The sequence below is a fragment of the Cytobacillus pseudoceanisediminis genome (assembly GCF_023516215.1).
Taxonomy (GTDB): domain Bacteria; phylum Bacillota; class Bacilli; order Bacillales; family Cytobacillaceae; genus Cytobacillus; species Cytobacillus pseudoceanisediminis.
On sequence record NZ_CP097349.1, the window covers coordinates 2,574,489 to 2,587,591 of the forward strand.

General features: G+C 38.8%; 13 protein-coding genes, 1 tRNA gene and 2 pseudogenes. 8 read left to right on the plus strand and 8 right to left on the minus strand.

Annotation, left to right across the window (positions count from 1 at the left end; all coding sequences use genetic code 11):
- Positions 1–2: 2 nt before the first annotated feature.
- Both M5V91_RS13765 and M5V91_RS13775 read right to left on the minus strand, forming a co-directional pair.
- On the minus strand, positions 3–164 hold the full coding sequence (locus tag M5V91_RS13765; RefSeq protein ID WP_284522220.1) for a hypothetical protein: 162 nt from the start codon (positions 162–164) through the stop codon (positions 3–5).
- Positions 165–856 (minus strand): annotated as a pseudogene (locus M5V91_RS13775) (MurR/RpiR family transcriptional regulator); the annotation flags it as partial.
- Positions 857–1,364: 508 nt separating this feature from the next.
- Here M5V91_RS13775 and M5V91_RS13780 point away from each other — a divergent pair.
- Together M5V91_RS13780 and M5V91_RS13785 are read left to right on the plus strand one after the other, a co-directional pair.
- Positions 1,365–3,004: pseudogene (locus M5V91_RS13780) on the plus strand (PTS transporter subunit IIBC).
- 2 nt (positions 3,005–3,006) lie between these two features.
- A complete protein-coding gene (locus M5V91_RS13785) occupies positions 3,007–3,792 on the plus strand; it encodes an endonuclease/exonuclease/phosphatase family protein (RefSeq protein ID WP_009331139.1) in 786 nt (261 codons plus the stop codon).
- A 35-nt stretch (positions 3,793–3,827) separates the two neighbouring features.
- On the opposite strand, the gene M5V91_RS13790 is transcribed toward M5V91_RS13785, so the two are convergent.
- From M5V91_RS13790 to M5V91_RS13800, 3 genes are all read right to left on the minus strand, one after another.
- The gene (locus M5V91_RS13790) at positions 3,828–3,980 is read right to left on the minus strand and encodes an N-acetyltransferase (RefSeq protein WP_284522222.1); all 153 of its coding nucleotides are present in this window, start codon (positions 3,978–3,980) and stop codon (positions 3,828–3,830) included.
- A 93-nt stretch (positions 3,981–4,073) separates the two neighbouring features.
- Positions 4,074–5,048 carry a proline dehydrogenase family protein gene (locus M5V91_RS13795; protein ID WP_009331142.1) on the minus strand — a complete coding sequence of 325 codons (975 nt, stop codon included), beginning with the start codon at positions 5,046–5,048 and terminating at the stop codon, positions 4,074–4,076.
- A 609-nt stretch (positions 5,049–5,657) separates the two neighbouring features.
- A complete protein-coding gene (locus M5V91_RS13800; RefSeq protein WP_284522223.1) occupies positions 5,658–5,813 on the minus strand; it encodes a hypothetical protein in 156 nt (51 codons plus the stop codon).
- A 175-nt stretch (positions 5,814–5,988) separates the two neighbouring features.
- Between M5V91_RS13800 and M5V91_RS13805 the strand changes: the two genes are divergently transcribed.
- Both M5V91_RS13805 and M5V91_RS13810 read left to right on the plus strand, forming a co-directional pair.
- Positions 5,989–6,603 (plus strand): hypothetical protein, encoded by a 615-nt coding sequence (locus tag M5V91_RS13805; RefSeq protein WP_009331144.1) that lies wholly within the window; start codon positions 5,989–5,991, stop codon positions 6,601–6,603.
- A 699-nt stretch (positions 6,604–7,302) separates the two neighbouring features.
- Positions 7,303–7,488, plus strand: coding sequence for a tyrosine-type recombinase/integrase (locus tag M5V91_RS13810; RefSeq protein ID WP_254179218.1), 186 nt, complete (start codon positions 7,303–7,305; stop codon positions 7,486–7,488).
- A gap of 87 nt (positions 7,489–7,575) precedes the next feature.
- Here M5V91_RS13810 and M5V91_RS13815 read toward each other — a convergent pair.
- Positions 7,576–7,648, minus strand: a tRNA-Val gene (locus M5V91_RS13815).
- A gap of 245 nt (positions 7,649–7,893) precedes the next feature.
- Between M5V91_RS13815 and M5V91_RS13820 the strand changes: the two genes are divergently transcribed.
- From M5V91_RS13820 to M5V91_RS13835, 4 genes are all read left to right on the plus strand, one after another.
- Complete coding sequence (locus M5V91_RS13820; protein ID WP_009331163.1) at positions 7,894–8,658, plus strand: SurA N-terminal domain-containing protein; 765 nt, start codon at positions 7,894–7,896, stop codon at positions 8,656–8,658.
- Between the two features lie 163 nt (positions 8,659–8,821).
- Positions 8,822–9,436 carry a YczE/YyaS/YitT family protein gene (locus M5V91_RS13825; RefSeq protein ID WP_071156869.1) on the plus strand — a complete coding sequence of 205 codons (615 nt, stop codon included), beginning with the start codon at positions 8,822–8,824 and terminating at the stop codon, positions 9,434–9,436.
- A gap of 107 nt (positions 9,437–9,543) precedes the next feature.
- Positions 9,544–9,762 carry a hypothetical protein gene (locus M5V91_RS13830; RefSeq protein WP_035327332.1) on the plus strand — a complete coding sequence of 73 codons (219 nt, stop codon included), beginning with the start codon at positions 9,544–9,546 and terminating at the stop codon, positions 9,760–9,762.
- A 176-nt stretch (positions 9,763–9,938) separates the two neighbouring features.
- Positions 9,939–10,523 (plus strand): hypothetical protein, encoded by a 585-nt coding sequence (locus M5V91_RS13835; RefSeq protein ID WP_071156867.1) that lies wholly within the window; start codon positions 9,939–9,941, stop codon positions 10,521–10,523.
- Positions 10,524–10,589: 66 nt separating this feature from the next.
- Here M5V91_RS13835 and M5V91_RS13840 read toward each other — a convergent pair whose 3' ends face one another.
- Both M5V91_RS13840 and M5V91_RS13845 read right to left on the minus strand, forming a co-directional pair.
- Complete coding sequence (locus tag M5V91_RS13840; protein ID WP_019381507.1) at positions 10,590–12,548, minus strand: TRAP transporter permease; 1,959 nt, start codon at positions 12,546–12,548, stop codon at positions 10,590–10,592.
- Positions 12,549–12,581: 33 nt separating this feature from the next.
- Positions 12,582–13,067 (minus strand): DUF1850 domain-containing protein, encoded by a 486-nt coding sequence (locus tag M5V91_RS13845; RefSeq protein WP_284522224.1) that lies wholly within the window; start codon positions 13,065–13,067, stop codon positions 12,582–12,584.
- Between the last annotated feature and the right edge of the window lie 36 nt (positions 13,068–13,103).

The window sequence follows — 13,103 nt, forward strand, 5'->3', positions numbered from 1 at the left end:
ACTTACTCAAAAAACCGCTCTTGTTCAGCATATAAGATTTCCAGTTCCTGCTGTCTTTTTGCAATTCTTTCATGATCCCGTTCATCGATACCTGCAATCAGTACCTCCAGTAAACTAATTACGGAAGCTGCCGAATGATGTCCTGAATCCATAAGCTCATCCATAGTAAGCGTAACTGCTGCCAACTGCCCGATAGGCGACAGCTGGCGGTCTGTTATGGCAATAATCCCGGAATCTTGCCTTTCAGCAAAAGAAGCAAGCTTTAACGCTTCTTTCCGATAGCGAGGAAAAGAAAAATGACAACGGCCGATTGATCTGTTAAATCACACACATCCTCAGAAAGAAAACCGTTAGGGCTTGAGATATAAACATTTCCCCTTATTTGTTTAAGTGTGTAATAAAACCAGTATGCTGCGGCAAAAGAGCTGCCAAAACCACCAACATAAACCCTGTCTGCACGGATTAATGCATCAATCGCTTTCCAGATTTCCCTTTCATCAACCTGATCAAGCAATTGCCGAAGTATCTTCCTCTCCTGATCAATGACTCTCCTAAACAGATTCTCTTTCGCAGCATTTTCTATGGAAGAGTCATCTTCAAAATAATCCATCTGTTTCCCGGCAAGCCACTCTTTTCTAATTCGATCCTGCATTTGGGAATAACCGCTGAACCCAAGTGCATACGCAAGACGGATGACCGTTGTCTCACTGACTCCTGCATTTTTCCCAACTTGAAATGCTGTTAATAGAACAGCTTCATCAGCATGCTCCATAATAAATTCAGCAGCTTTCCTCTGTCCTGGCGAGAGTGAGGAATAGCTTTCTTTAATCAACTGGCTCATTGTCTTCTTATCCATGCCGGCTCCTCATGAATAGTGAAGGAAAAACTTCTTATGCAAAGTATAAAGCATGAAATGCTTCTCTAACAAGAAGAATTTCCACTATTCAAAATTATTTTTATCAATATCTATTTAGAAATCTATTCTTTTACATGAAGGGAATCCTTCTTTAAGAGAATTTTAAAGGATGAAATACTTCTTTAGCAAGAGAAAAATGTATTTTTAGTAAAAGTAATTTATTTTTATGCATTTAATCCATAAAGAAACTCTAAGGCATTTCTTTATAGATGTATGACTTGGGAAAATATAAGAGAAATTCCTTAGATATTCATAAAAGATTAAAAAAACATTTTTACGCAAGCGGTTGCATCATATTTCTACCCGTGTTATTTTAAGATAATAATAAAGCTAAATAGTATTTTCACGGAATAAATTCATTCATATATCGAAATTTTTTTCGTCAAATTATGAAAATACTTTTTTAGACCATTTAATGAAAGCCCATACAATAAGGGAGAGAAGAACGATGAAAAAACTATTTTCTTTTGATTTCTGGCAAAAGTTTGGGAAAGCATTACTTGTTGTAGTGGCCGTAATGCCAGCTGCAGGTATTATGATTTCACTTGGAAAGCTTGTTGGCATGACGGGGACTGACATCGCATTTGTGCAAGCGATTGCACGAGTGCTGGAGGATATCGGATGGGCCATCATTACAAATCTTCATATCTTATTCGCAGTTGCAATTGGCGGTTCCTGGGCTAAGGAACGTGCAGGCGGAGCGTTTGCAGCTCTCATTGCTTTCATTCTGATTAATAGAATCACAGGCGCTATATTCGGAGTAAAGTCCGACATGTTAGGTAATCCTGAGGCTGCGGTAAAATCCCTGTTTGGACAAGACCTTATTGTCCCGGACTATTTCACTTCTGTTTTAGGCGCACCAGCATTGAATATGGGAGTATTCGTCGGAATTATCTCAGGTTTTCTTGGAGCCAATTTATTTAACAAGTATTATAACTATGATAAATTGCCAAATTCACTTTCCTTTTTCAATGGAAAGCGCTTTGTTCCCTTCACTGTAATTGTCGGCTCTGTTGCAGCTGCGTTGGTCTTATCGATTGTGTGGCCATTTATTCAAGGATTATTAAATGATTTCGGACAATGGATTGCTACATCACGAAATACGGCGCCTGTTATTGCTCCATTTGTTTTTGGTGCACTGGAACGATTGCTTCTTCCATTTGGATTGCATCATATGCTGACTGTCCCAATTAATTACACGGAGCTTGGCGGAACTTACAAAATCCTGACAGGCTCTAATGCAGGTTCAACGGTGGCTGGACAAGATCCGCTATGGCTTGCATGGATTGCTGACTTAAATAACTTTTTGACTGCAGGAGATACAGAAAGCTACAAGCAGCTGCTGAATGATGTTACTCCTGCCCGTTTCAAGGTAGGCCAAATGATTCTATCCGCTGCTGCCCTGCTGGGAATTGCGCTTGCAATGTACCGCAATGTAGATCATGAAAAAAGAAGAAATACAAATCGATGTTCTTATCTGCTGGTTTGGCAGTATTCCTGACTGGAGTAACTGAACCAATCGAATTTATGTTCATGTTTGCTGCTCCTCTTCTTTATATCGTGTATGCAGTTATGACAGGTCTGGCCTTTGCAATTGTTGATATTATAAATATCCGTGTCCATTCTTTCGGCATCATTGAATTGATTACAAGAACACCAATGATTTTAAAAGCTGGCTTATGGCTGGATCTTGTAAACTTTGTAATTGCCTGTCTAATATTCTTCGGGTTAAACTTTGGTGTTGCCAATTTTATGATCCGAAAATTCAACTTCCCTACACCAGGACGTAATGGAAACTATATTGAAGAAGAAAATACCGCTGCATCATCGGATACTTCAGTCAAGAAGAATTCACTAGCCCCAGTGTTAATTGAATTATTAGGCGGAAAAGAAAATATTGAAGATGTTGATGCCTGCATGACCCGCTTGCGTGTCACAGTAAAGGACACTTCATCAGTTGCTGGTGAACAGGACTGGAAGAGGAATGGAGCTTTAGGTCTTATCGTTAAAGACAAAGGCGTTCAGGCAATTTATGGGCCCAAAGCAGATGTCCTTAAATCTGATATACAGGACTTGCTGGGAGCTTAACAATGAAATTATTAACTCTAAACTGCCACTCATGGCAGGAGGATCAGCAGCTGGAAAAAATAAAAATTCTTGCTGAGGCAATTAAAGAGAACCTCTATGATGTCATCGCTCTGCAGGAAGTCAGCCAGCATATCAAAGCCCCTTTGATAGACGGCCATATCAGAGAAGATAATTATGCACTGTTGTTAATTGAAGAATTGAGAAAAATAGGTGTGAAAGATTACGTTTTTAAATGGGATTTTTCACATATTGGCTACGATATATATGAAGAAGGTCTTGCAATCATAACAAGGCATGAAATAAAAGAAGATCAATCATTTTTCATTACAAAAAACCGAGACCAGAAACACTGGAAGACACGGAAAATAGTTGGTATTAAATTACTTCATCAAGATAAGCCTATCTCCTTCTATTCTTGTCATCTCGGCTGGTGGCACGATCAAGAAGAGTCCTATAGATTCCAGGTTGAATCTCTACTTTCAAAAGTCCCAAAGGATGAATCCGCCATTTTAATGGGAGATTTCAACAGCTCCGCTTATGTCCGCAATGAAGGTTATGACTTTCTGACAGGCAATGGGCTCTACGACACTTATGAATTAGCTTCCAGGAAGGATTCTGGTGTTACTGTTAGAGGAAAGATTGCCGGCTGGGAGAACAATAAACATGATATGCGGATTGATTTAATTCTTTCGGCTCAGCCTATACAGCCGAAATATTCTCGGGTTATTTTTAACGGCATACACAAACCCATCATTTCAGATCATTATGGCGTTGAAATTGAAATATAGGCAAAAGTCCCTGACAACTCTGTCAGGGACTCTTTTTACACTTTTAGCTTGTAGATGGGCTCAGGATGGAAGGCCTGAAAGAGCTCACCTGTTGGTTCGAAACCAACTTTCTCATAAACACGAATACCTGGCTCATTCTCCTTGATGACTGATATGTAGATTTCATTACAAGCATACAGATCTTTCATTTCCTTTATCACAAGTTTTATAGCCGGTATACCGTACCCTTTTAAGACAAAATAGCCTCCCTGCTTAAATAAAACAGGGAGACTTTCGCAGTATTATTTCTTCCGTTTCTTTGTCAATCTGCCTAATAGGAAAGCTCCTGCGGCCACACCAATCACAGTATTGGTTTTCTTAGTAAATACCTGCTTGGCAACAAGGTTTAAATTCTGCGGCCTTTCAGCCAGACGCCTCATGAAGTAGCCGTACCAGTCATTCCCAAAAGGTACATAGGTACAGAAATTATAGCCTTCACCAGCAAGCTTCAGCTGCATATCCTTGCGGAAGCCATAAAGCATTTGAAATTCAAATTTCTCTTTAGGGATATTGTTAGCCCTTACAAAATCTTTTATATGATTAATTACTTTATGGTCATGTGTTGCAATAGATGTAAATTTGCCATTCAGCAAATGCCATTCTATTAATTTTATAAAGTTAGCATCGATGTCACTTTTGTCCTGATAAGCAATTTCCTCAGGCTCCTTATAAGCCCCTTTTACAATTCGCAAGCGGAAATCCTTATATTTCATTAAATCTTCTTCAGCACTCAGGAAATAGGCTTGAATAACTGTACCTATGTTATTATATTCTTTAGATAATTCATCCAGTATATCAAAGGAAGGCTGCAAACGCTTAGAGTCTTCCATATCCATATTCACAAAAATACCATAATGGCTTGCTCTCTCTACTATCTCCCTAACATTTTCAAGACAGAAAGAGAAGTCGATATCCAGGCCTAATTGGGAAGGCTTTAAAGATATATGTGCATCCACCTGATTTTCATGAATGGCTTCTATCACTTCAATTATTTGTTTCTTCGCTTCTGCCGCCTCTTCTTTTTTATATACAAATTCCCCGAGGTTATCGACAGTACAAGAGATGCCATGAGCGTTCAGCTCTTTTATGCTTTGAATTGCTTCATCTAAATTTGTTCCCGCAACTACACTCTGCGCTCCCAATTTCAACCCATATTTCTTTGCAGCACTATTCAGAAATTCGTTTTGGGAAAGGCCGATAAACAGATCTTTCAACATAGAAATATCCCCTAACTCTTGTAATTTCACAATGAAATTATAGCATAGATTTTTAATAAAAATTATTTTGTGAATTTTTATATTTTAACGATTCCCTATCACTGTTTCGTTAAAACATTGCAGGGGTTCCCACTTTAAAAGCAACCCCCTGTAAACAAAAAAAGTGCCTGGCTATCGGCAGCCAGACACTTTAAGTATATTTCCGACTGGGTTCGAACCAGCGACCTCTACCCTGTCAAAGTGGCAAACAGTCACGGAAGCAATAGTGACTGTCGGTACTGCTGTCCTTCCTTCTACATGACAATCACTCCTTTCACTGCATAAGAAAAGCCACCCTCTAAAGGGCAGCTTATTTTGGCCATTGATAATGTTTAGCTTGTTAGCTATCCTCGATTCCCCTTGTTGTAGGATCATATAAGGCATTCCACACACTCACCATTATTAGCAGTAAAACATACGGATTAGAAAATACTCCGACAACAAATTAAAAACTGCCCCCCAAGTATTGAGGTCCTGTGCAGTTCAGCACCCCTCCAAAGTTATAATTTGATGTAGGTAGGTCAGGAGGAGTCCTGGCTTTTTTGTATTTACAAATCATTTTTTATTTTTTCAGGTATCCTGGAATAATTGACTTATTTCCACAGTTACTGCAATATACTCCGTCAACCCCTTTGATAAAGTAAGTTTCCATGATGTATTGCGGGATTGGCCGAGGCACACCACATTCAGAACAAAACAATAAATAGCTTGTTTTTTCTCGGTCATATCTCTTCCCCCTATAAATAGCATTAACTCCTATTAATATAGTTCGGGAAGTGCTTACCTTTTCCTGTTGGAAAGAACGCAAATCTAGATCTTTATCATATGTTTCAATTTATTATTTCCTACTAGCTCTCGATTAAGTATAATTATCTAAATTAACTATAAAGGATGGAACGTTATGTTCAAAAAACTCTTTGGAAAAAACTTTACAGCTGCTGAATTCTGGATTTGGTTTGAAAAGAATTCACAAGACTATTATCAGTTGAAAGAAGAAAAGTTAAATTCATTGTTCTACAAACTAGATAAACAGTTATCTAAGATAAATGAGGATATAGCTTTTGAATTTAGTGCTGATTTAATCGATGGAAAGAGAGAGTTTATTATAAGCGCTGATGGTATCCTGTCTGCCTTTACAGATGTCATTGACCTAGTTGAAAAAGCACCGAAACTTGACGGCTTTAAAATAATTGCTTTTCGCCCCAAAAGTGATGTTGATGATATTTCGACTATCGAGTACGAGGATATTAGTTTAGGGCCTGATGATGTATTTTTCACTTACCGAAAAAATGGTGACACGTTAGACATTGTTCTATATCTCAAAGGTTACGATTCTGATTTTGAAGAGTGGGAAAACGCAGCCTTTATATTATTAGACACTATAATTGGAGAGTATGATGTTGCTACTAAAATAGGAAGTATTGATATGCTACCTTATAAAGGAAGTCCTAAATTAAAACCTATTTTAGAATTACCCTCATTAATAGATAGGGAAGTATCGGGGATAAGCTTTTAAAGCTTTCCTTTTTTTGCACCCAATTTAACTTTTCTTATTTTCTGTTTGTTATTAACTTCAGATGATATTACAATTCCTAAAAAATGTTATAATTCGAGATAACTACTCCCTAATTGAGGTGATTTCTAATTGTCAAATACAACTCAACTCTATTTAAATATTTTTAGTGCATCTTGTTTTACCATATTAACATTTATGCATTTTATAGATGTTTGGACAGCCAGTTCAACTACAGAAGTGCTATTCTTCATTGCTATGGTCACCACCCTCTTAGGAACCGGTTTTGAACTACACCGATATCTAAATAAAAAATAAGTGATGGAAACTTACCTGATGGCAAATTGGGTCAAATGTAAACAACTGTAATTAATTGAAACTTTTCAAAATATCTCCGTAAACTAACTAACGAAATAAGGAAGAATGGATATGCATTGGAGAAAATACTTTATTCACTTTTATTCCAGCCCTTTTAATATTTATAGTTTCGTTATTTCTTTGTCACCTATGGTGATCGAAGAGCTAAAAAAATTTCTTATACACTGGAAAAAAGAAATGCGTATGAGAGATTTGTGGATTGAACATGAGCATGAATTTGTCTTTTGCAATGAGAACGGAAAACACTATTATCCCACTACCCCTACTACCTGGTAGAAACGATTTACTGACCGGGCTGGTGTCCGATTTATCAGGTTACATGATCTGCGACACACATCAGCAACCCTATTAATAAATCAGGGTGTTCACGCAAAAATCATTTCAAAGAGACTTGGTCATTCAAATATCCGTATAACCATGGATAAATATGGACATTTTTTACAAACTGCAGAACAGGGAGCAGCTAACAAATTAGACTCACTTTTTAAACGGCATAAAAATAGCATTTAAAAATTCCGTCAACAATTGGGGTTTACTCTATATTTTTAAGAATATAGAAAAAGCCTAGAACCATTGAGGCTCTAGGCTTTTAACTGATGATTCCGACTGGGTTCGAACCAGCGACCTCTACCCTGTCAAGGTAGCGCTCTCCCAGCTGAGCTACGGAATCGTTATGATATTCCCTGTATTGGGGACAATATAAAATATACTTCTTTCTAACATAAAAGTCAATACCTATATTTCATCCATAAACTATAAGGTTATCAGCTTGGAAACTAGATTACATTCCCATTACAAATTCTGCATTTATGCCTTAAAGGTATCTTTTTAAGAGTATATGCTTTATAATGCCCTCTATATGATTCTTTTGTTAGCTGAATCAAATCATACAGGGTTACGGAAGGAGAAATATTAATGAAAAAACTAATGTATCCCTTTTTACTAGTATTAATATCTGCCGTTTTAGCTGCTTGTGGAGCTGATGATGAAAGCAAGAGTGCAGATAAAAAAGAGGAAGCGAAAACAGCTGAAACCGACCAGCAGGACCAACAGAAGCAAATGGAAGAAATGCAAAAGAAAATGGACAAACAAAAGCTTGATGAAGAAAAGACTGTTGCAATCGTTAATGACCAGGAAATCCTTGGCCGCGAGTATAACAGCGTGCTTACTTCATCACAAATGATGTATCAGCAAATGGGACAAGACCCTACTACCAAAGATGCTGCAGATAAAATCAAGGAGCAGACACTCGACAGTCTAGTCGGCCAGACACTTCTTCTCCAAGAGGCAGACAAAAAAGGCTACAAAGCTTCTGATGAAGAAGTCAAAAAGCAGCTGGAAGAAACAAAAGGACAATTCAAGGACGACAAGGAATTCGAAACAGCAATGAAACAGGCTGGCCTTAACCCTGACTCATTAGAGAAGGAAATTGCCAACAATATTAAATATACGAAATATATTAATGGCGAGATTAAACCAGGGGAAGTTACAGATGCTGAAATTCAGAAATTCTATGATGAATATGCCAGCCAGGGTGGTGCTGAAGGACAGGAGCCGCCTAAATTGGAGGAAGTAAAGCCTCAGATCAAGCAGCAGCTCGAACAGCAAAAACAGCAGGATATGCTGGTTAAGCATGTAGAAGAATTGAAGAAAAGTGCAAAAATTGATATTAAGGTATAAGTATCTTTAAAACAGTTCCCATTTGGGAGCTGTTTTTATGTGTTAGAGTATTAATAAAAGTGCTATTCCCCATACTGGCTTATGAATACTCAATAAGTTTCTTCCTTTTCTTTCCCTTGAGAATTTATTTAATTACGGTAATATTTATTGGGGAGGATACAACATGATTAAACACACAACATTCATTCAAATAATTGCAGGTTATTTTATTCTCACTCTCGGTGTCTCATTAATTATCTTATCCAATCTCGGTGCAGGTGCCTGGGACACTGTTTATGTTGGCCTTTTTAATAAGTTCGGTCTGACAATCGGAACATGGTCATTTCTGGTAACAGCATCCCTTATATTCTTCAATGCTCTGCTGACCTGGGAAAAGCCCCAGTTTAAATCATTTATTGGAACCATTTTAGCGAGTGTGGGGATCGATTTTTGGATGGAGCTTGTTTTCAGCGGCATCACAGTTACAAGCTTTTCCCTTCAGATCCTTGCCTTCATCACAGGTGTCTCATTTCTGGGCTTCGGGGTATCTATATATATCCGTCCGCAATTATTCAGCGGCCCAATTGATGGATTAATGATCGCAACTGCCAAAAGGCTAAATATCAGCATTAAGACCGCACGTATAATTAATGAATTATTGGCATTGGCCATTGGCCTTATTTTAGGCGGTCCAGTTGGATTAGGCACATTGTTCGTTGCCGTCTTTTTAGGCTATGCCATACAATACGGCACTGTTTTGCTTAATCACTTGAAAAATAAGGGTTTAAAGATTATTTAAAAGACTTCACTTGTGAAGTCTTTTTTATACGAACAAATTTTCGCACCCTACTTGATAAGGAACACGCGTTCGTGTATAATGTAAATAAAAGTAAGGGGGATTTCTCTATGAAAGGAATTCTTTATCGAGCTATGGAAGAGAGAAAGCCTGTGGAAATCATTTATCTCTCCAAACGCAATTCATTTACACAAAGAAAAATATTAATAAAAGAACTTCGAGGCAGCACGATTTTAGCCTATTGTTTATATAGAAAACAAATGCGCATTTTCAACTTGAACCATATCATGTCCATTTTGCCCGAAAAGAAAGCTCGCCAGATCAGCTAAAAGGAGCCTTCTTTCAAAATATTTCATTTTATTCATCAAAGCCTGTATTTCACATGGAAGTACGGCTTTTTATTATGCTCCTTTCTTTCCCCGATTATCTGGTCCTCATTCGGGTATATACTCTCTAACCGGGATTTGGCCCTTAAATAATTTAAGCTAAAGAAAGGAAGGATTTTATGAAAAGCTACTCATTGATTGCTGCTTTGTTTTCAGCAATCCTTATACTGGCAGGCTGTAATCAGAATGAAGAGCAAATTGTAGAGGATGAAGACAAGAATAATCCTTCTACGGAAGAACAGCGGGCGAAAACAGAGGAAGCTCCGGGAGATAACAAAAAGATCACTGAAGAAGTTGGTTTAGGAGACACACGGGATCTTTTCACAAAGGCTTATGGGGAAAATAAAAATAATAATGAAATTGCCCGCTTCAATGGAGACAGTATGCTGGTAGAGTTTCAAACGCATCGGGCAGTAAATGTTGAGCTGCAATTTGAAGATATGGAAAAAGATATGAGTAATGAAGAGGTTCTTGCTTTTATCGAAAAACGCATTCCGAAAGATGCTGAAGAGGTTAACAGATTTAAAGAAGATAACAATGAGCGTGAAATCATTGAATATAAAAGCGAACTATTAAAAGAAACCCTCAGTGATGAAGTATATGAAGGAGATGAACCCGGTACATTCTCTGTGTTATTAACCAGCAGCGAAGATGATTTTGTTAATGCCACCCTTTCAATCGGCCATAGCGATCAGGGATCCTGACAGGCTATAAGCTGCAGAAGCAAAAAGGAAGGATCTCATATGTGAGCATCCTTCCTTCTTTAATTATTATGCTGTTTGCGGCTTTGCCTGATCGTCTTTTTTAATGAAGACCTGCAATGCAATCAACAGGATAAAAATAACTAATCCTACAATATCAGTAACCCCTTCAGGGTAGATAAGCAATAGTCCCCCTGCAATTCCCAGCAGTCTTTCAAAAATATTCAATTTACGCAGCCAGTAGCCAATTACCCCAGCGCCGATTGCCATCATACCTGCCAAAGCGGTGAATACTACCCAGATTAAATAATACCAGGTTGTATCAATCATCAATAATTCCGGTGAAAGGACAAACATGTATGGAATAATAAAAGCCCCTATGGCAAGCTTTGAAGCTGTTACTCCCGTCTTTATCGGATCTCCGCCGGATACACCAGCCGCCGCAAATGCTGCAAGAGCAACTGGAGGTGTGACATCTGCCACAATACCGAAGTAGAACACAAATAAGTGAGCAGATAAATCAGGTACGCCCAGAAGGATGATTGCTGGGGCAGCTATAGTTGATGTAATAACATAGTTTGCAGTTGTTGGTGATCCCATTCCAAGGATAATCGCTGCAACCATTGTCAGCATCAAAGTCGGGATCAACAGTCCGCCCGAAAGATCAAGGAGGCCATTCGCCATCTTTAATCCAAGACCTGTCTTTACAACTACCCCAACAATAATACCTGCCGCAGCAGTTGCTGCAGCAACGCCCAAAGCCGTGCGTGCACCATCAACTAAAGCATCGATAGCATCTCTGAATCCAATGCGCGTTTCCTTGCTAATCATACTTACTGCAACCGTAATTACAATTGACCAAAGAGCTGCACGTATTACACTCATTCCGCTCATTAGCAGGATGATAACTGCCAAAATCGGCAGCAGCAGATAAATCTTCTTCAATACTTCCTTACGGTTAGGCATCTCTTCATCTTTCAGCCCTCTAAGTCCTACACGTTTTGCTTCGAAGTGAGTCATTATCCAGACCCCGGCAAAATATAGAAGGGCTGGAATAGCAGCTGCCTTGGCAATATCCCAGTATGTAATGCCGCCGCCAATAAACTCAACCATCAGGAATGCAGCAGCACCCATGATTGGAGGCATAATCTGGCCGCCGGTTGATGCAGTCGCTTCAACTGCGCCGGCGAATTCTTTCTTGTAGCCCAGCTTTTTCATCATTGGGATGGTAAAAGAGCCTGAAGTTACTACGTTAGCTACAGAACTACCGCTGATTGTTCCCTGTAGAGCACTTGAGAAAATGGCAACCTTCGCCGGTCCGCCAGTTCTCTTTCCGGCGATGGATACAGCCAAATCATTAAAATACTGCCCTACACCCGTTTTTACAAGGAATGAACCAAATAACAAGAATAGGAATATAAACGTAGCAGATACGCCTAATGGAGTACCTAGGATTCCCTCGGTCGTAAAGAACATGGTCTGCACCAATCTTTCTAAATCAAGACCGCGGTGCGCCAAAAATGCCGGCATATATGGCCCGAACATAGCATAGGCAAGAAAAATGACGGCAATAATGGTTATTGGAAGTCCAACCGCTCGCCTGGTCGCTTCCAGTACCAGAAGAACTGCAATTAGTCCTACATAAAAATCAATCTCGGTCAGACGGCCAGCCCTCATGACAATTTCATCAATAAAAAGCGGCCAATAAGCTCCTACCGCAATACCCAGTATAGCTAAAATGATATCGTACCAGGCAACTTTATGCTTTCGTCCCCTGTCTTTCTTCCTTGCAGGGAATAATAGAAATATTAGGGCTAATGCAAAACCTAAATGAATCGAACGCTGCAGCTGGGCTGTAAGCATCCCGAAAACCCCTGTATATAAATGGAACAGTGAAAATGCTAAAAGCCCAAAAAAGACGATCCAGCCTAATACTCCTCCTAATTTCCTTGTACCAGCCTCTGGATCGTATTTTTCCAGCAATTTCTGCTGCTCCTCAAGTGATAATGTTTCCCCTTTATTTTCCAAGGATATTCACTCCTTTCAACACCTCGAATAAGTTTATTTTTTTGCCTTTATCCGTACCCATGTGCCAGGTTCGATATAGTCTGTAAGGACATATTCTTCGCCTTGCAAGATCATTCTGTGATTCGCTCTGACCTTACCCAGCCTTAAGTCAAATGAAGGAAAAAACCTTTTCATATTCTTAATATAATATTTGCCGTCCTTTTGTTCAAATGTTTCTCCATCTGAAGCATTCTCAGGCATGCCGATGGCAAAATCCTCATACATGAGTTCAAACAATTTAATCCTTCCATCCTCGGTTATAGAATAGCTTTCTACAACATCTGTAAGGTGGATGGAATGTGTATACTTTATCTTAAAGGTTCTGTCCTCTTTAATCAGGAAATAAGCAATCACCTTTCCTTTGTTTTGATACTCAAAAACAACTGCCTGCTTAATGGGTATGAAGAACATGATTGCGATGGTTAAGATTACGAGGAGTGCCAGGACCGCTTTTTTATTCCCTGGCTTATTAAAGTTCATGGAACCTCCACCTAAAAAATATTGTCATCTTTTACA

Bases quoted from the DNA above. Each gene is read 5' to 3' on its own strand.
- M5V91_RS13785 (WP_009331139.1), top strand. From the start codon at position 3,007: ATGAAATTATTAACTCTAAACTGCCACTCATGGCAGGAGGATCAGCAG.
- M5V91_RS13820 (WP_009331163.1), top strand. From the start codon at position 7,894: ATGAAAAAACTAATGTATCCCTTTTTACTAGTATTAATATCTGCCGTT.
- M5V91_RS13800 (WP_284522223.1), bottom strand. From the start codon at position 5,813: ATGACCGAGAAAAAACAAGCTATTTATTGTTTTGTTCTGAATGTGGTG.
- M5V91_RS13825 (WP_071156869.1), top strand. From the start codon at position 8,822: ATGATTAAACACACAACATTCATTCAAATAATTGCAGGTTATTTTATT.
- M5V91_RS13765 (WP_284522220.1), bottom strand. From the start codon at position 164: ATGGATGAGCTTATGGATTCAGGACATCATTCGGCAGCTTCCGTAATT.
- M5V91_RS13845 (WP_284522224.1), bottom strand. From the start codon at position 13,067: ATGAACTTTAATAAGCCAGGGAATAAAAAAGCGGTCCTGGCACTCCTC.
- M5V91_RS13790 (WP_284522222.1), bottom strand. From the start codon at position 3,980: ATGAAAGATCTGTATGCTTGTAATGAAATCTACATATCAGTCATCAAG.
- M5V91_RS13835 (WP_071156867.1), top strand. From the start codon at position 9,939: ATGAAAAGCTACTCATTGATTGCTGCTTTGTTTTCAGCAATCCTTATA.
- M5V91_RS13795 (WP_009331142.1), bottom strand. From the start codon at position 5,048: ATGTTGAAAGATCTGTTTATCGGCCTTTCCCAAAACGAATTTCTGAAT.
- M5V91_RS13805 (WP_009331144.1), top strand. From the start codon at position 5,989: ATGTTCAAAAAACTCTTTGGAAAAAACTTTACAGCTGCTGAATTCTGG.
- M5V91_RS13830 (WP_035327332.1), top strand. From the start codon at position 9,544: ATGAAAGGAATTCTTTATCGAGCTATGGAAGAGAGAAAGCCTGTGGAA.